The organism is Ramlibacter sp., assembly GCF_035627355.1.
Classification (GTDB): Bacteria; Pseudomonadota; Gammaproteobacteria; order Burkholderiales; family Burkholderiaceae_C; genus Ramlibacter.
Genome location: NZ_DASPLW010000072.1, coordinates 17661 through 33526, shown reverse-complemented (window position 1 = coordinate 33526; position 15866 = coordinate 17661). Strand labels below are relative to the sequence as shown.

Below are 15866 nucleotides of genomic sequence, written 5' to 3'. Positions count from 1 at the left end.
CGCGGTGTAGGGGAAGATCTCGCCCGCCTGCGTCAGCGGCAGCAGGTACCTGCGGCCCGCGGCTTCCACCGCGAGCCAGCCGGCCTGGACTCCTTCGGAACGGGCGGCCTGCAGCCGGCTGGCGAGCCGGCTTTGCAGCTCGCGGAGGGCTTCGCGATTGGCCATGAGTGAGGGATGCTGCCGGTCGCGCGCCTCAGCCCAGGGCCTTGATCTTGGCCATGAGCTCGGTGGCGTCCACCGGCTTCGTGATGTAGTCGCGGGCGCCCTGGCGCATGCCCCAGACGCGGTCGGTCTCCTGGTTCTTGCTCGTGCACATGATGATGGGCACGTCGGCGTAGAGCGGGTCGCGCGTGATGGCGCGCGTGAGCTGGAAGCCGTTCTGGCCCGGCATCACCACGTCCATCAGGATCAGGTCGGGCTTCTCCTCGGCCAGCCGGCGGAAGGCGTCCTCGGCGTTCTCGGCCGTCTTGACCGAGAAGCCGTTCTTCTGCAGCAGGTCGGTCATGAACATCAGCTCGGTCTTGGAATCGTCCACCACGAGCACTTTGCGGATCGGCATCGCGTACTCCTCTTTTCCTCTGGGTCTTATTGCGCCTGCTGCGACGCGGCGCCGAACTGCTGCACGGTCTGCAGCAGCTGGTCTTTCGTGAAGGGCTTGGTCAGGTAGTCCTGCGAGCCGACCATGCGGCCGCGCGCCTTGTCGAACACCCCGTCCTTGGAGGACAGCATGACCACCGGCACCGAGGCGAACTTCGCGTTGCGCTTGATGATGGCGCAGGTCTGGTAGCCATCCAGGCGCGGCATCAGGATGTCGCAGAAGATCAGGTCCGGCTGGTAGTCGTTGACCTTGGAGAGGGCATCGAAGCCGTCCTCCGCCAGGAGAACCTCGTGACCTCCCTGTTTCAGGAAGATCTCTGCACTGCGCCGGATCGTGTTGCTGTCGTCGATCACCAGCACCTTGAACCCAGTCGTGCTCAATTGACGCTGCTCCTCATTCGAAACTTCCACGGGGGCTGCACCGCCATCCGAAAAGATGTAACCGGGTCGCCCCTCTAGACCTGCACCATTTCGAAGTCTTCCTTGCGGGCTCCGCACTCGGGACAGGTCCAGTTCATGGGGATCTGTTCCCAGGGGGTGCCGGGGGGAATTCCGTGGTCCGGTGCGCCGGCGGCTTCGTCATAGATCCAGCCGCAGATCAGACACATCCAGGTTCTCGCTTCAGTCACAGCTTAAAGGGCCTTCGAATAGAATGCAACGATTGTATCGAGGGCATCCGCGGGGAAACTTCACGGTGCCGATGCCTGGAAGATTCAGGCTCATGACAAACCCCAAGCCCACCAGCCCGGGCGCCGACGAAGCGCAGGACACCGACGACGCAAGCCCCGCCTGCGTGATGGTGTTCAATGCGAGCGACCCCAGCGGCGCGGGCGGGCTGGCGGCGGACGTCACCGCCATCGCCTCGGTCGGCGCGCACGCGCTGCCGGTCGTCACCGGCGCCTATGCGCGCGACACGGCCGAAATCCACGACCACTTCGCGTTCGACGAGGACGCCGTCGGCGAGCAGGCGCGCGCCATCCTGGAGGACACGCCGGCACAGGTGATCAAGGTCGGCTTCATCGGCAGCCCCGAGACGGTCAGCGCGGTGGCCGCGATCGCCGCCGACTATGCCGACGTGCCGGTGATCGCGTACATGCCCAGCCTGGCCTGGATGGACGAGTCGGAGGCCGACCTGTACCTCGACGCCTTCCGCGAGCTGATGCTGCCGCAGACCACGGTGCTGGTGGGCAGCCACAGCACGCTGTGGCGCTGGCTGCTGCCCGAGTGGAGCGGCGACCGCAGCCCCGGCGCGCGCGAGCTCGCCAAGGCCGCCTCCGACATGGGCGTGCCCTACACCCTGGTCACCGGCATCCCGCTGCCCGACCAGTTCCTGGACAACGTGCTGGCCACGCCACAGTCGGTGCTGGGCAGCGAGAAGTTCGAGCGCTTCGAAGCCGTGTTCTCCGGCGCCGGCGACACGCTGTCGGCGGCCCTGGCCGCCCTGGTGGCCAGTGGCGCCGACCTGGCCGCGGCCGCCAGCGAGGCCCTGTCGTACCTGGACCGGTGCCTGGACGCAGGCTTCCGGCCCGGCATGGGCAACGTGGTGCCCGACCGGTTGTTCTGGGCCCAGCCCGAATCCGACCCCGGGGAACTCACCACGGAAGAAGCCCAGGTCCTGCAGGTCCTGGACATGCCCGCCCATGACACCAAGCACTGACCGCAACCAGCAGCTGTTCGACCGCGCCCGCCGCATCATCCCCGGCGGCGTCAATTCACCGGTGCGCGCCTTCCGTGCCGTCGGCGGCACGCCGCGCTTCGTGCAGCGCGCGCAGGGGCCGCACTTCTGGGACGCCGACGGCCGCCGCTACATCGACTACATCGGCTCCTGGGGACCGATGATCCTGGGCCATGGCCACCCGGCGGTGGTCGAGGCCGTGCAGCGCGCGGTGCGGGACGGCTTCTCGTTCGGCGCGCCCACCGAGCGCGAGATCGAACTGGCCGAAGCCGTCGCCGCGGTGATGCCGGCGCTGGAGATGGTGCGCCTGGTCAGCTCCGGCACCGAGGCGGCGATGAGCGCGATCCGGCTGGCGCGCGGCGCCACCGGCCGCAGCAAGCTGGTCAAGTTCGAGGGTTGCTACCACGGCCACGCCGACTCGCTGCTGGTCAAGGCCGGCTCCGGCCTGGCCACCTTCGGCAACCCCACCAGCGCCGGCGTACCGGCCGAAGTGGTGCAGCACACGATCGTGCTCGAATACAACAACCTCGCGCAGCTGGAGGAGGCGTTCGCGCTGCACGGCCGCGACATCGCCTGCCTGATGATCGAGCCGATCGCCGGCAACATGAACTTCGTGCGCGCGGGCGTGGACTTCATGCGGCGCTGCCGCGAGCTGTGCACGCAGCACGGCGCGCTGCTGGTGTTCGACGAGGTGATGACCGGCTTCCGGGTCGGCCTCGGCGGCGCGCAGGCGCACTACGCGCAGCAGATCCCCGGCTTCCGTCCCGACCTGTCCGTGCTGGGCAAGGTGATCGGCGGCGGCATGCCGCTGGCCGCCTTCGGCGGGCCGCGCGCCATCATGGAGCAGCTGGCGCCGCTGGGGCCGGTCTACCAGGCCGGCACGCTGTCGGGCAACCCGGTGGCCACCGCTTGCGGGCTGGCTACGCTGCAGGAAGTCGGCAAGCCCGGCTTCTACGAGTCGCTCGGTGCGAAGACACGGGGCCTGATGGAGCAGCTGGCCGCTGCCGCGCGGCAGGCCGGTGTGCCCTTCTGCGCCGACAGCGAGGGCGGCATGTTCGGCTTCTTCCTGCTGCCGCAGCTGCCGCGCAACTACGGCGAGGTGATGAAGACCGACGGCGCCCGCTTCAACAAGCTGTTCCACGGCCTGCTGGACCGCGGCGTGTACATCGCCCCGGCGCTGTACGAGGCCGGCTTCGTCAGCGCCGCCCACGGCGAGCAGGAGATCGCCGAGACGGTGGCGGCGGCGAAGGAAGTGTTCGCGGCGCTGTAGGCGCCTCTCGATTCATCCCCTCAAGGCGCTGCAGTGGCGGGGGCCCTGGATCCCCGCCTTCGCGGGGATGACCAGCCCAGGCCGCGGACCGGCTTAGTGCCGGAAGTGCCGCACCCCGCTGAACACCATCGCCACGCCGCGCTCGTTGGCGGCCGCGATAACTTCCTCGTCGCGCAGGCTGCCACCGGGCTGGATCACGCAGCTGGCGCCGGCGTCCACGACCACGTCCAGGCCGTCGCGGAACGGGAAGAAGGCGTCGCTCGCCACCACGGTGTCCTTCAGCGACAGCTTGGCGTGCTCGGCCTTGATGCTGGCGATTCGGGCCGAATCGAGCCGGCTCATCTGGCCGGCACCCACGCCCATGGTCATGCCGTCCTTGCAGAACACGATGGCGTTGGACTTGACGAACTTGGCCACCTTCCAGGCGAACAGCAGGTCCTGCAGCTGCTGCGGTGTTGGCTGCTTCGCGGTCACCACCTTCAGTTCCTCCACGCGCAGCTCGCGGTTGTCGGCCGTCTGCATCAGCAGGCCCGAGCCCACGCGCTTGACGTCCATGAGGTTGCGGCCGTTCGCCCAGTCGGTGTCGCCGCCCGGCGGCAGATCGATCTGCAGCAGCCGCACGTTGGCCTTGGGCTTGAACACCTCCAACGCCTCGGGCGAGAAGCCGGGCGCCATCAGCACCTCGACGAACTGTTTGGACACCGCCTGCGCCGCGGCGCCGTCCAGCGGCCGGTTGAAGGCGATGATGCCGCCGAAGGCCGAGGTCGGGTCGGTCTGGAAGGCCTTGGAATAGGCCTCCAGCGGGTCCTTGCCGATGGCCACGCCGCAGGGGTTGGCGTGCTTGACGATCACGCACGCGGGCCCGTCGAAGCCCTTGACGCACTCCCACGCGGCGTCGCCGTCGGCGATGTTGTTGTACGAGAGCTCCTTGCCCTGCAGCTGTCTGGCCGTCACCAGCGAGCCCGGGGCCGGGTACAGGTCGCGGTAGAACGCGGCCTGCTGGTGCGGGTTCTCGCCGTAGCGCAGGTCCTGCACCTTGACGAAGCGGCCGTTGGCCTGGCCGCCGAACAGCGACAGCTTGGGGGCCTGCCCCGCGGCGGTACCCGGCTCGAACGAGACCCGCGAGAGCCAGTCGCTGATCGCACCGTCGTAGTCGCTGACCCGGTTGAAGGCGGCGACGGAGAGCGCGAACCGCGTCGCGTCCGACAGCTTGCCGGCCGAGCGCAGCTCCGCCAGCACCGGCTCGTACTGCGCCGCGTCGGTCAGCACGCCCACGTCCTTCCAGTTCTTGGCCGCGCTGCGCACCATGGCCGGGCCGCCGATGTCGATGTTCTCGATCGCGTCCTCCAGCGTGCAGCCGGCGCGGGCGACGGTCTGCTCGAACGGATAGAGGTTCACCACCAGCAGGTCGATGGTCGCGATGCCGTGCTGCTGCAGCGCCGCCATGTGCGCGGGCACGTCGCGGCGCGCCAGCAGGCCGCCGTGCACCATGGGGTGCAGCGTCTTCACGCGCCCGTCCAGCATTTCCGGGAAGCCGGTCAGCTCGGCCACCTCGGTGACGGGCAGGCCTTCGCCGGCCAGCAGCCTGGCGGTGCCACCGGTGGAGATGAGCCGGATGCCCAGCGCGTGCAGGCCGCGGGCCAGTTCGACGATCCCGGTCTTGTCCGAGACGGAAAGGAGTGCGTTCATGGTGGTCAGGGCGTGGGCCCCCGGAGGATGGAAATCACTTGAGAAGCTTGTGTTCGACCAGCTTCTTGCGCAGGGTGTTGCGGTTCAGGCCCAGCCATTCGGCGGCACGCGACTGGTTCTGCTCGGCCTTGGCCATCACCACCTCCAGCAGCGGCTTCTCGACGACCTTGACCAGCATCTCGTAGATGCCGTCCGGCTCGGTGCCGCGCAGGTCGCGGAAATAGCCTTCCAGGCTGTTGCGCACGCACTCCTCGATCTGTTTCTTGCTCATGCTTGCTGCCGTGCCGTCCGTTCCTGATGGTTCTCCCGCCCGGCCACGGGCAGCCGGTCTCCGTACTGTTCCAGCTCGTCGAAGTACGACGCCACCGCGCGCAGTTGCGCGGCACCCTCCTCGATGTTGTTCATGCGACCGCGGAAGGCCTCGCCGCCGGGCAGGCCCCGGACATACCAGCCGATGTGCTTGCGCGCGCTGCGCACGCCCGTGTACTCGCCGTACAGGCCGTAGTGGTCCTGCAGGTGCTCCAGCAGCAGGCGCTTGACCTCTGCCACCAGCGGTGGCGCCAGCAGCTCGCCGGTGGCGAGGAAATGCGCGACCTCGCGGAAGATCCAGGGCCGGCCCTGGGCCGCGCGGCCGATCATCAGCGCGTCCGCGCCGGTCGCCGCGAGCACCGCCCGCGCCTTGGCCGGCGAATCGATGTCGCCGTTGGCCACCACCGGGATGCGCACCGCCCGCTTGACCGCCGCCACGGTCTCGTATTCCGCCTCGCCCTTGTAGCCCTGCTCGCGCGTGCGTCCGTGCACCGCCAGCATGCGGATGCCGGCGTCCTCGAAGGCGCGCGCCAGCCGCACGGCGTTGCGGTGGGTGGCGCTCCAGCCGGTGCGCATCTTCAGCGTGACGGGCACCCGGCGCGGCTCGCAGGCGTCGACCACCGCCCGCGCGATGGCGATCGCCAGCGGCTCGTCCTGCATCAGGGCCGAGCCGGCCCACTTGTTGCAGACCTTCTTGGCCGGGCAGCCCATGTTGATGTCGATGATCTGCGCGCCCCGATCGATGTTGTAGAGGGCCGCCTCGGCCATCGTGTCCGCATCGGTGCCGGCGATCTGGACCGCCACCGGGCCGGGCTCGCCCTCGTGGTTGGCACGGCGCGAGGTCTTCAGCGAGTCCCACAGTTCGCGGCGCGAGGTCACCATCTCGCTGACCGCGTAGCCGGCACCGAGCCGGCGGCACAGCTGGCGGAACGGCCGGTCCGTGACGCCTGCCATCGGCGCGACGAACAGGTTGTTCGCCAGGGTGTGCGGGCCGATGTTCATGGGCGGGAAAAGGACGGGACGCGTTGCTGAAAAATGAGGCAGCATTGTATGCCCCCGGGCCTGGCCCGACGATGACGGACGTCAGCATGCGCCACGCACGGCGGACCGTGCACTGCCTTACCATCCGCGCGAATGCACCCGTGGCTCGAGTCCCTGCTGGCGCTGCTGGCGCTGCCCCGTTTCGGGCTCTCCACCCTCTTCCTCGTCGCCTTCGTCTCGGCCACCCTGCTGCCGCTCGGCTCCGAGCCGGCGCTGTTCGGCCTGCTCAAGCTCAATCCCGAACTGTTCTGGCCGGCCGTGCTGGTCGCCACCGCCGGCAACACGCTGGGCGGCATGGTCGACTGGTGGATGGGCTATGGCGTGCATCACGTGGCCGACAAGTGGGGGCACTCGGCCTCGCACGTGAAGGCGCTGGAGTGGCTGCGCAAGCTCGGGCCCAAGGCCTGCATCCTGTCCTTCCTGCCGGTGGTCGGCGATCCGCTGTGCGCGGTGGCCGGCTGGCTGCGGCTGCCGTTCTGGCCCTGCGCCGGCTGGATGTTGGTGGGCAAGCTGGGGCGCTACCTGGTCATGACCACCGCGCTGCTGGAGGCCTTCCCCGGGACCCTGCCCGCGGCAGGGGGCTGACCCGGCTCAGACGTTGAACAGGAAGTTCATCACGTCGCCGTCCTTGACGACGTACTCCTTGCCTTCGCTGCGCATCTTGCCCGCGTCCTTGGCGCCCTGCTCGCCGCCGAAGGCGATGAAGTCGTCGAAGGAGATGGTCTGGGCGCGGATGAAGCCGCGCTCGAAGTCGGTGTGGATCACGCCGGCCGCCTGCGGCGCCGTGTCGCCGATGTGGATGGTCCAGGCGCGCACTTCCTTCACGCCCGCGGTGAAGTAGGTCTGCAGCCCCAGCAGCTTGAAGGCGGCGCGGATCAGGCGGTTCAGCCCCGGCTCGTCCTGCCCGATCTCGGCCAGGAACACCTGCTTGTCCTCGTCGTCCATCTCCGCGATCTCGGACTCGATCTTGGCGCAGATCGCCACCACCGGCGCGTTCTGCGTCTCTGCATACGCGCGCAGCCGGTCCAGGTGCGGGTTGTCCTCGAAGCCGCCCTCGTCCACGTTGCCGACGAACATGGCCGGCTTGGCGGTGATCAGGAACAGCGGCTTGACCAGCGCCTGCTCCTCGTCGGTCAGCTGCAGGGTGCGCACCGGGCGGCCCTCGTTCAGCGCAGCCTGCAACTTGGGCAGCACCTGCACCATCTTCGCCGCTTCCTTGTCGTTGCCCGACTTGGCCGCCTTGCCGTAGCGCGCCAGCGACTTCTCCACCGTGCCCAGGTCGGCCAGGCACAGCTCGGTCTGGATCACCTCGATGTCGGACACCGGGTCGACCTTGCCGGCCACGTGGACCACGTTCGGGTCCTCGAAGCAGCGCACCACGTTGACGATGGCGTCGGTCTCGCGGATGTGGGCCAGGAACTGGTTGCCCAGGCCCTCACCCTTGCTGGCACCGGCCACCAGTCCGGCGATGTCGACGAACTCGACAATGGCCGGTACGATGCGCTCGGGTTTGACGATGGCCGCCAGCTGCGACAGGCGCGGATCGGGCAGTTCGACGATCCCGACGTTGGGTTCGATCGTGCAGAAGGGGTAGTTCTCGGCGGCGATTCCCGCCTTGGTCAGGGCATTGAACAGGGTCGATTTGCCCACGTTGGGCAGGCCCACGATGCCGCACTTCAAGCTCATGGCAGTTCCAGACAGACAAGCGGGAAAGTGTATGCCAAGGGCTGTGGCGGCCCGGTGCGCCGGGACCGCGGCCAGGCAGTTGCTGGCACTGCTCGCGGGGTGCGCGCTGCTGCTCGCCGCGCTGGTGCCCGCGGCGGCCCGCGCCCAGCCCGCCGACACCATCCTGCTCGATGACGCCACCGACAGCCTGCGGACCGAGGCCCTGGCACGGGCCTGGCTGGACACGCGGGGCACCGCCAGCCTGGAGCAGGTGCTGGCATCCGCGGCCTTCGGTCCGGTGCCGCCCGATGCCGTCCACGAGCTGCACCCCGGAACCTCGCTCTGGTTGCAGCTGCGGCTGCGGCGCGCCGAGGGCGCGCGCCAGCAGTGGCTGCTGGCGTTTCCCGATCCGCTGGTCGACGAGTACCGGGTCTGGCAGCGCGACGAGCACGGACACTGGTCCTCGCAGGCCGCAGGCGACCGGATATCGGTGGACCGCTGGCCCGAGGCCGGCCGCTATCCGGTGTTCCGGCTCGACCTGCCCGCGGGCCAGCCGCGCGACGTCTACGTGCAGGTGCGCAGCGCCATCCCGGCCGGCGTCCCGATGCGGTTGTCGCCCGACACGGTGCACAGCCAGCAGCAGCAGGTCGAATACCTGGGCCTGGGCAGCGCCTTCGGTGCGCTCGCCCTGCTGATCGCCGCCTGCCTGGCGCAGAGCTGGGCCTACCGCGACCAGGCCTACAGCTGGTACGCGGTGTACGCCGGCCTGAGCACCGCCTGCATGGTGGCCTACACCGGCGTCGCCGCGCACCTGGTCTGGCCGTCGGCCACGGCGTGGGCCGATGCCGCCCCCGGCTTCCTGGCGGCGCTGGCCGCCGGTGCGGCGATCCTGTTCGTGCGCGACCTCACCGGCGTGACGGCGCGCTACGCGCTGCTCGATCGGGTGGCAGGGGCATGCGGCTGGGCCAGCCTGCCGCTGGGGGTGGCCTACCTGCTGGTCGAGCGCGGGCCCGGGCTGGACGCCCTCTCCGCCTACCTGCTGCTGGGCGCCGTGCTCAACGTGGGCATGGCCTGGCTCGCCTGGCGGCGCCGCGACGTCGTCGGCCTCTGGGTGCTGATCGCCTACGTGCCGCTGGCCGCAGCCGTGCTGGCCGCCGTCGTGCGCCTGCTCGGCTGGCTGCCCACCTCGTTCGTGACCCAGTACGCCGTGGTGCTGGCCCTCGTGTTCGAGGTCCCGATGCTGCTGGTGGCGCTGTCGATCCGCTCGCGCGACCGCCACGGCGCCCAGATCCGCGAGCAGGCGCTGGCCAGCCAGGACGCGCTCACCGGGCTGCTCGCCCCGCACCTGTTCCAGGACCGGCTTCGGCAGGCCGTGACCCGCTTCCGGCGCGACCGCGAGAACGCCGCCGTCGTCTTCATCGACCTGGTGAACTACGCGCGAATCAAGGGCCACTTCGGCCAGCCGGTGGCCGAGCAGAGCCTGCTGCGCAGCGTGATCAAGCTGCGCCGGCTGGTGCGCGACGTGGACACGCTCAGCCGCATCGGCGAAGCCCGCTTCGGGCTGATCATGGAAGGCGTGGGATCGCGCGCCGTGGTCACCGACCGCGCGGCGCGCCTGATCGCCGCCGGGCTGATGCCGCTGCAGGGGCTCAAGCCCGCCGTCACGCTGCAGTTCCACATCGCCGCGGTGCTGCTCTCGGAGCGGCAGGTGGAAGCGCAGGACATCCCGGACGAACTGGGCGCGCTGCTCGGGGCCATGTCGCCGCGCACCCGCCGGCCGATCCGCTTCCTGCAACCCGACGATCCGCCGGCCGCCGACGACAGCCTGCTGCCGGGCGCGGACAGCGAGTTGCCGGAGACCGCGGCGGAGATCGCCGCGTCCTGATCGCCGGACGCCGCCGGCGCTGCGCTCCTCAGTCGAACTTCCAGCCGCCGGTCACGGCCTGGCCGACCCGCAGCACCGCGTCCTCGCCCTCCAGCACGATGGCGTTCATGGCGAAGGTCACCGCGCCGCCGACGCGCGGGTCCGAGCGGTAGCCCTGCAGCGTGTCCAGCACCTCGGGCGAGGGCTCGCCGCTCTGCGGATCGATGTTGGGGATGGGGCAGCGTGCGCACGGCTTGACCGGCCGGATCGCCACCGGGCGGTCGGCCTCGATGCGCAGGACGTCGACGCGGTCCTCGTCGTGCGCCTCCACGCCGGCCAGCACGATGTTGGGCCGGAAGCGCTCCATGCCCACCGGCGCGTGGCCGGCCCGTGCGAGCCGCTCGTTCAGGCCCGCCAGCGAGGCTTCGCTGGCCACCAACAGCGGGAAGGCATCGGCGAACTGGTTGGGCGCCTCCACGCCGCCGGTCCACTTCAGGCTGGACAGGCGCCGCTGCTCGGGATCGAACCGGACCAGCCGCAGGCGCCGGCCGAGGAAATCGCTGAACCACTGGGAAGCGACCGCGCCCATGTCATAGGCGTCGAGCTCATCGTCCCAGACGCGCACGCGGGCCGGCCCCTCGACCTCGTCGACGGCCAGGTGCAGCGACAGCATGCCGGGCGCCCGCAGCACCACCTCGCTGCCCTTGAGCTGGGTGCGGACCAGGGCCATGCGGGGCAGTTCGCGCTGCGACACGAAGGTGCCCTCCTCGTCCACCACCATCCAGGCGCGGTCCAGGTCCAGCCCGGTGGCGGTGAGCACGGCTTCGGTCAGTTCGATGCCGGCGCAGGACTTGACCGGGTAGACGAACAGGCGGGCGATGCGGGCGGCGAATTCGGGGCTGGAGGCGGTCATGGCAGGGTCTGGACTCATCGGCCTGCGATTGTGCCCGCCTCCTACAATCGCCGGATGGCGCCTGTCCTCGACGTCTGTATCCGCGGCGCGGGAATCGTCGGCCGCACGCTGGCCCTGCTGCTTGCGCGCGACCGGCTGCGCGTCGGGCTGGTGCAGGGCCGCGCTCCCGCCGGGCACTCGGACGTGCGCGCCTACGCCCTCAACGCCGCTTCGCGGCAACTGCTGGAGTCGGTGCGCGCCTGGCCCGATGCGGCGCACGAATCGCCGGTGCGGGGCATGGAGATCCACGGCGACGAGGACAGCTGCGTGCGCTTCGAGGCCGGCAGCCAGCCGGCGCTGGCCTGGATCGTCGACGTTCCGGCGCTGGAGCAGCGCCTGGACGAGGCCTTGCGCTACCAGTCCTTCGTCACCCGCCTGGACCAGCCTGCACGCGCGGCGCTGACCGTGGTCTGCGAGGGCCGCTCCAGCGCCACCCGCGCCGAGTTCGGCGTGCAGTACGACGTGCAACCCTACGGCCAGCACGCCGTGGCCGCACGCCTGCACGCCGAGAAGCCGCACGGCCACGTGGCCCGGCAGTGGTTCCAGAGCGGCGAGATCCTGGCCCTGCTGCCCCTGGGCGGCGAGGCGCCGGTGGGCGGCGGCCATGCCGTCGCGCTGGTGTGGTCGGTGGGCCAGAGCCGCAGCGAATCGCTGCTGCATTGCCCGGCGGCCGACTTCGAGGCGCAACTGGTCGCAGCCAGCGGCGGCTCGCTGGGGCAACTCACGCTGGCGAGCGAGCGCGCCGCCTGGCCGCTGCAGCTGGCGCGGGCCGACCGCTGGTGCGGCGCCGGCTGGGCGCTGGCCGGCGACGCCGCCCACACGGTGCATCCGCTCGCCGGCCAGGGCCTGAACCTCGGGCTGGCCGACGTGCGCGAGCTGGCGCAGGTGCTGCATGCACGCGAGTACTGGCGCAGCGTGGGCGATGTCCGCCTGCTGCGCCGTTACGAGCGCGCGCGCAAGGGCGACACGCTCGCCATGGCCGCCACCACCGACAGCCTGCAGCAGCTCTTCGCGCAGGAGCACACCGGCTGGTCGATGCTGCGCAACTGGGGCATGCGCGGCTTCGACGCCAGCGGCCCGCTCAAGCAATGGGTGGTGCGGCAGGCCGCCGGCCGGCTGTGACCCCACCTCTCGAGGAAGTACTGGAACCCACATGACACGCATCACGACCGGCCTGCTGGCCGCGCTGCTCGCGACCACCCTGTTGGCCGGCCCGGCCGCCGCCCAGGAGGCGGCCATCCGCAAGAACCTGGCCGAGCGGCTGCCGCAGATCGGAACCATCGACGAGGTGAGCAAGACGCCCATGCCCGGCCTGTTCGAGGTGCGCGTGGGCACCGACCTGTTCTACACCGACGCCGAGGGCAGCTACCTGATCCACGGCCAGCTGATCGACCTCAAGGCCAGGCGCAACCTGACCGAGGAACGCACCAGCAAGCTGACGGCGATCGACTTCGGCCAGCTGCCGCTCAAGGACGCCTTCACGGTCGTCAGGGGGAACGGCAAGCGCAAGCTGGCCGTGTTCGAGGATCCGAACTGCGGCTACTGCAAGCGCTTCGAGCGCGAGCTGCAGAAGCTGGACAACGTGACCATCCACATGTTCCTGTACCCGATCCTGGGCAACGACTCGATGGCCAAGTCGCGCAACATCTGGTGCGCCAAGGATCGCGCCAAGGCCTGGCAGGACTGGATGCTGCGCGAGCAGGCCGCCGCGCCGGCCCCGGCCAGTTGCGACGCCACCGCCCTGGACCGCAACCGCGAACTGGGCCGCAAGCACCAGATCACCGGCACCCCGACCCTGGTGTTCGCCGACGGCACCCGGGTGCCCGGCGCGATCGGCGCGGCCCAGGTCGAGAAGCAGCTGTCCCAAGCGCAGTGAGCCCGCGCGCGCAAGCCGGCCCCGCCTGGCGGCTGCACTACCGGGTCGAGGCGGCCGACCTCCACGCCCACCTGTTCCACGTCACGCTGACCATCGAGCAGCCGGCGGCCGGCCAGCGCGTGTCGCTGCCCACCTGGATCCCCGGCAGCTATTTGGTGCGCGAGTTCTCCAAGAACCTGCAGCGGCTGGTGGCGCGCCAGGACGGCCGCGCCGTGCCGGTGCAGCAGGTCGACAAGTGCACCTGGCAGTTCGAATGCGTGCCCAGCCGCCCGCTGGTGCTGGCCTACGAGGTCCATGCCTTCGACCACTCGGTGCGCACCGCCTGGCTGGATGCGGAACGCGGCTTCTTCAACGGCACCAGCCTGTGCCTGCGGGTGCACGGGCAGGAGACGCAGCCGCATGCGCTGGAGCTGGTGTCGCCCCGGCCCGGCTGGGAGGCGGCGACCGGGCTGGCGCCGTTGCGCGTGGGCAAGCGCGGGTTCGGCACCTACCTGGCGCAGGACTACGACGAGCTGGTGGACTGCCCGGTGGAGATGGGCAGCTTCTGGAGCACCGAATTCCGCGCCGCCGGCGTGCCGCACCGGCTGGTCGTGGCCGGTGCCGCCGCCTCCTTCGACGGCGCGCGGCTGGCGGCCGACGTGCAGCGCATCTGCGAGACGACGATCCGCTTCTGGCACGAGCGGCGCAAGCCGCCGCTGCGCAACTACGTCTTCCTGCTCAACGTGGTGGACGACGGCTACGGCGGCCTGGAGCATCGCAACTCGACCGCGCTGATCGCCTCGCGCCGCGACCTGCCGCGGCTGGGCGAGGCCAAGGCGGGCGACGGCTACACCACGCTGTTGGGCCTGGTCTCGCACGAGTACTTCCACACCTGGAACGTCAAGCAGCTGCGGCCGGCGGAGTTCGCGCGCTACGACTACGGGCGCGAGAACTACACCCAGCTGCTGTGGTTCTTCGAGGGCTTCACCAGCTACTACGACGACCTGCTGCTCCGGCGCGCCGGCCTGATCGACGAGGCCACCTACGTTCGCCTGCTGAACAAGACGATCAACCAGGTGCTGCAGACGCCTGGCCGCGAGGTGCAGTCGGTCGCGCAGGCCAGCTTCGACGCCTGGGTCAAGTACTACCGGCAGGACGAGAACACGCCCAACGCCACGGTCAGCTACTACAGCAAGGGATCGCTGGTGGCGCTGTGCTTCGACCTGACGCTGCGGGCCGAGGGGCGCACCACGCTGGACGAGGTCATGCGCACGCTGTGGCAGCGTTGCAAGGCGGGGCCCATGACCGAGGCCGACTTCGCGGCCGCGCTGCGCGAACTGGGGGGCCGCAGCTTCGCACGCGAGATCGCCGCCTGGGTGCACGGCACGCGCGAGCTGCCGCTGGCCGACCTGCTGCAGCGCCAGGGCGTGTTCGCGCTCGACGAGCCGGCCCAGCTGCAGCAGCGGCTGGGCATCCGCGTCGAGGAAGGCGGCGGCACGATCCGGCTCAAGAACGTGCTGCGCGGCGGCGCCGCCGAACAGGCCGGCATGGCGCCCGACGATGAATGGCTGGGCGTGGAAGTCGCCGGACAGGGCTGGCGCCTGGCCAAGCTGGACGACCTGCTGCTGCATGCCGGCTCGCACCGGCGCCTGATCGCGCTGGTGGCGCGCGACCGCCGGCTGCTGCGGCTGGAACTGCACCTGCCGGCCACCGCCACGACCTGGCGGCTGGTGCTGCGCGATCCGGCCCAGGCCCAGCCATGGCTGGCGGTGCAGACCTGAACCCGGCCGGGCGCCGGCGCCTGCTGGCGCTGGTGGCCGTGGTGCTGCTGGCCCATGTGCTGGCGCTGCATGCCCTGTCGCTCTGGCTGTCACCCGGCAGCCTGCTGCGCCCGATGGCGGAACCGATGTACACCCGCCTGCTGCAGCCCGAGACGCCGGCCCCGCCGCCGGTCGCGGCGGCAGCGGTCGTGGTGCCACCACCGGCGCCGCCCAAGCGGATGCAGGCGGCGCCCAGCGTGCCGCGGCGGGTAACTCGCACGGCGGCCGCGCCCAAACCCGAGCCGGTTGCCCCAGAACCGGAGCCACCGATCCCCGTCGCGGAGCCGGAGCCCCCGCCCGTTCCCGAGCCAGCCGCCGAACCCGCCCCCGAGCCGGAGCAGGCCGTGGCCCAGGCCGAGCCGGCCGCACCTGAGGCGGCGTCTCCCACCCCGGCCGCATCGGCTCCGGCCGCGGCCGCCAGCGAACCCGCCAGTTCCCCGGTCGCCGGCCCGGCCCTCGCCTCGGGCGAGACCACGTCGCCGCTGGACGGATGGCCGGCCGACACCCGCCTGCGCTACACGCTGGGCGGTCGCTTCCGCAGCGGCGACCTGTATGGCGAAGCGCGCGTGCTGTGGCAGCGCCAGGGCTCGCGCTACCAGGTGCGGGTGGAAGTCGACGTCACCCTGTTCGCCACCGTGCTCCTGACCAGCCAGGGCGAGGTCGGGCCGCAGACGCTGCACCCGCGGGCCTACGAGGAGGTGCGCAACCTCAAGTCGCGCGGCCTGCTGCGCATGGACGAGAGCGAGGTCACGCTGCCCAACGGCAAGGTGCTGCCGCGGCCGCCGCAGATGCAGGACACCGCCAGCCAGTTCGTCGACCTGAGCCACCGCTTCGCGAGCGGGCTGGAGCCGCTGGAGGTCGGGCGTGCGGTCAGCTTCTGGATGGCGCGGCCCGGCGCGGTGGACCTGTGGACCTACGACATCGTGGGCAAGGAGGTGCTCGCCACGGCCCTGGGCGACGTCGAGGCCTTCCACCTCAAGCCGCGGCCTATCGCCAACCCGCGCGGCAACATCACCGTCGAGATGTGGTTCGCGCCGGCCCTGCAGTACCTGCCGGTGCGGGTGAAGGTCAACATGGGCGAGGAAGCCCACGTGGACCTGCTGGTCGAGGGTATCGAACAGCGGTGAAA

General features: G+C 70.7%; 16 protein-coding genes and 1 pseudogene. 8 read left to right on the top strand and 9 right to left on the bottom strand.

Going from position 1 to position 15866, the window contains the following annotated elements:
* From VEC03_RS17800 to VEC03_RS17785, 4 genes and pseudogenes are all read right to left on the bottom strand, one after another.
* Positions 1-165 (bottom strand): annotated as a pseudogene (locus tag VEC03_RS17800) (chemotaxis protein CheW); the annotation flags it as partial.
* A 28-nt stretch (positions 166-193) separates the two neighbouring features.
* Positions 194-559, bottom strand: coding sequence for a response regulator transcription factor (locus tag VEC03_RS17795; protein WP_324918276.1), 366 nt, complete (start codon positions 557-559; stop codon positions 194-196).
* 26 nt (positions 560-585) lie between these two features.
* Positions 586-978: a response regulator gene (locus VEC03_RS17790; protein WP_324918273.1), complete on the bottom strand. Its 393-nt coding sequence runs from the start codon at positions 976-978 to the stop codon at positions 586-588.
* A 74-nt stretch (positions 979-1052) separates the two neighbouring features.
* Positions 1053-1205 (bottom strand): rubredoxin, encoded by a 153-nt coding sequence (locus VEC03_RS17785; RefSeq protein WP_324918270.1) that lies wholly within the window; start codon positions 1203-1205, stop codon positions 1053-1055.
* A 113-nt stretch (positions 1206-1318) separates the two neighbouring features.
* Between VEC03_RS17785 and thiD the strand changes: the two genes are divergently transcribed.
* Together thiD and hemL are read left to right on the top strand one after the other, a co-directional pair.
* Positions 1319-2254: a bifunctional hydroxymethylpyrimidine kinase/phosphomethylpyrimidine kinase gene (gene thiD, locus VEC03_RS17780; RefSeq protein ID WP_324918267.1), complete on the top strand. Its 936-nt coding sequence runs from the start codon at positions 1319-1321 to the stop codon at positions 2252-2254.
* Positions 2238-3542: a glutamate-1-semialdehyde 2,1-aminomutase gene (hemL, locus tag VEC03_RS17775; RefSeq protein ID WP_324918264.1), complete on the top strand. Its 1305-nt coding sequence runs from the start codon at positions 2238-2240 to the stop codon at positions 3540-3542. Before thiD ends, hemL begins: the two co-directional genes overlap by 17 nt.
* A gap of 93 nt (positions 3543-3635) precedes the next feature.
* Here the strand turns inward: hemL and purH are convergent, their stop codons facing one another.
* Genes purH through dusB form a run of 3 tightly spaced genes read right to left on the bottom strand, consistent with a single transcriptional unit; the run spans position 3636 to position 6542 of the window.
* A complete protein-coding gene (gene purH / locus VEC03_RS17770; protein WP_324918261.1) occupies positions 3636-5231 on the bottom strand; it encodes a bifunctional phosphoribosylaminoimidazolecarboxamide formyltransferase/IMP cyclohydrolase in 1596 nt (531 codons plus the stop codon).
* A 34-nt stretch (positions 5232-5265) separates the two neighbouring features.
* The gene (locus tag VEC03_RS17765) at positions 5266-5502 is read right to left on the bottom strand and encodes a Fis family transcriptional regulator (protein WP_324918258.1); all 237 of its coding nucleotides are present in this window, start codon (positions 5500-5502) and stop codon (positions 5266-5268) included.
* Positions 5499-6542, bottom strand: coding sequence for a tRNA dihydrouridine synthase DusB (dusB, locus tag VEC03_RS17760; RefSeq protein ID WP_324918255.1), 1044 nt, complete (start codon positions 6540-6542; stop codon positions 5499-5501). Before dusB ends, VEC03_RS17765 begins: the two co-directional genes overlap by 4 nt.
* A 132-nt stretch (positions 6543-6674) precedes the next feature.
* Between dusB and VEC03_RS17755 the strand changes: the two genes are divergently transcribed.
* Positions 6675-7166 carry a YqaA family protein gene (locus tag VEC03_RS17755; RefSeq protein WP_324918252.1) on the top strand — a complete coding sequence of 164 codons (492 nt, stop codon included), beginning with the start codon at positions 6675-6677 and terminating at the stop codon, positions 7164-7166.
* A 6-nt stretch (positions 7167-7172) separates the two neighbouring features.
* On the opposite strand, the gene ychF is transcribed toward VEC03_RS17755, so the two are convergent.
* A complete protein-coding gene (gene ychF, locus VEC03_RS17750) occupies positions 7173-8267 on the bottom strand; it encodes a redox-regulated ATPase YchF (RefSeq protein WP_324918248.1) in 1095 nt (364 codons plus the stop codon).
* Positions 8268-8298: 31 nt separating this feature from the next.
* Between ychF and VEC03_RS17745 the strand changes: the two genes are divergently transcribed.
* The gene (locus tag VEC03_RS17745; protein ID WP_324918245.1) at positions 8299-10131 is read left to right on the top strand and encodes a 7TM diverse intracellular signaling domain-containing protein; all 1833 of its coding nucleotides are present in this window, start codon (positions 8299-8301) and stop codon (positions 10129-10131) included.
* 28 nt (positions 10132-10159) lie between these two features.
* Here the strand turns inward: VEC03_RS17745 and VEC03_RS17740 are convergent, their stop codons facing one another.
* Complete coding sequence (locus tag VEC03_RS17740; protein ID WP_324918242.1) at positions 10160-11041, bottom strand: MOSC domain-containing protein; 882 nt, start codon at positions 11039-11041, stop codon at positions 10160-10162.
* Between the two features lie 36 nt (positions 11042-11077).
* On the opposite strand from VEC03_RS17740, the gene VEC03_RS17735 reads away from it, so the two are divergent.
* The 4 genes from VEC03_RS17735 to VEC03_RS17720 are packed head-to-tail and all read left to right on the top strand — an operon-like array spanning position 11078 to position 15864.
* Positions 11078-12184, top strand: a complete 1107-nt coding sequence (locus VEC03_RS17735) for an FAD-dependent monooxygenase (RefSeq protein ID WP_324918238.1) — start codon at positions 11078-11080, stop codon at positions 12182-12184.
* A 31-nt stretch (positions 12185-12215) separates the two neighbouring features.
* Positions 12216-12938: a DsbC family protein gene (locus VEC03_RS17730; protein ID WP_324918236.1), complete on the top strand. Its 723-nt coding sequence runs from the start codon at positions 12216-12218 to the stop codon at positions 12936-12938.
* Positions 12935-14698, top strand: a complete 1764-nt coding sequence (locus VEC03_RS17725) for a peptidase M61 (RefSeq protein ID WP_324918233.1) — start codon at positions 12935-12937, stop codon at positions 14696-14698. Before VEC03_RS17730 ends, VEC03_RS17725 begins: the two co-directional genes overlap by 4 nt.
* The gene (locus tag VEC03_RS17720; RefSeq protein ID WP_324918230.1) at positions 14677-15864 is read left to right on the top strand and encodes a DUF3108 domain-containing protein; all 1188 of its coding nucleotides are present in this window, start codon (positions 14677-14679) and stop codon (positions 15862-15864) included. Before VEC03_RS17725 ends, VEC03_RS17720 begins: the two co-directional genes overlap by 22 nt.
* Positions 15865-15866: the final 2 nt, after the last annotated feature.

What these genes read in the sequence shown, in the direction of transcription:
- VEC03_RS17795 (WP_324918276.1), bottom strand. Translation starts at nt 559, where the DNA reads ATGCCGATCCGCAAAGTGCTCGTGGTGGACGATTCCAAGACCGAGCTG.
- VEC03_RS17785 (WP_324918270.1), bottom strand. Translation starts at nt 1,205, where the DNA reads ATGTGTCTGATCTGCGGCTGGATCTATGACGAAGCCGCCGGCGCACCG.
- thiD (WP_324918267.1), top strand. Translation starts at nt 1,319, where the DNA reads ATGACAAACCCCAAGCCCACCAGCCCGGGCGCCGACGAAGCGCAGGAC.
- hemL (WP_324918264.1), top strand. Translation starts at nt 2,238, where the DNA reads ATGACACCAAGCACTGACCGCAACCAGCAGCTGTTCGACCGCGCCCGC.
- purH (WP_324918261.1), bottom strand. Translation starts at nt 5,231, where the DNA reads ATGAACGCACTCCTTTCCGTCTCGGACAAGACCGGGATCGTCGAACTG.
- VEC03_RS17765 (WP_324918258.1), bottom strand. Translation starts at nt 5,502, where the DNA reads ATGAGCAAGAAACAGATCGAGGAGTGCGTGCGCAACAGCCTGGAAGGC.
- dusB (WP_324918255.1), bottom strand. Translation starts at nt 6,542, where the DNA reads ATGAACATCGGCCCGCACACCCTGGCGAACAACCTGTTCGTCGCGCCG.
- VEC03_RS17755 (WP_324918252.1), top strand. Translation starts at nt 6,675, where the DNA reads ATGCACCCGTGGCTCGAGTCCCTGCTGGCGCTGCTGGCGCTGCCCCGT.
- ychF (WP_324918248.1), bottom strand. Translation starts at nt 8,267, where the DNA reads ATGAGCTTGAAGTGCGGCATCGTGGGCCTGCCCAACGTGGGCAAATCG.
- VEC03_RS17745 (WP_324918245.1), top strand. Translation starts at nt 8,299, where the DNA reads ATGCCAAGGGCTGTGGCGGCCCGGTGCGCCGGGACCGCGGCCAGGCAG.
- VEC03_RS17740 (WP_324918242.1), bottom strand. Translation starts at nt 11,041, where the DNA reads ATGAGTCCAGACCCTGCCATGACCGCCTCCAGCCCCGAATTCGCCGCC.
- VEC03_RS17735 (WP_324918238.1), top strand. Translation starts at nt 11,078, where the DNA reads ATGGCGCCTGTCCTCGACGTCTGTATCCGCGGCGCGGGAATCGTCGGC.
- VEC03_RS17730 (WP_324918236.1), top strand. Translation starts at nt 12,216, where the DNA reads ATGACACGCATCACGACCGGCCTGCTGGCCGCGCTGCTCGCGACCACC.
- VEC03_RS17720 (WP_324918230.1), top strand. Translation starts at nt 14,677, where the DNA reads ATGGCTGGCGGTGCAGACCTGAACCCGGCCGGGCGCCGGCGCCTGCTG.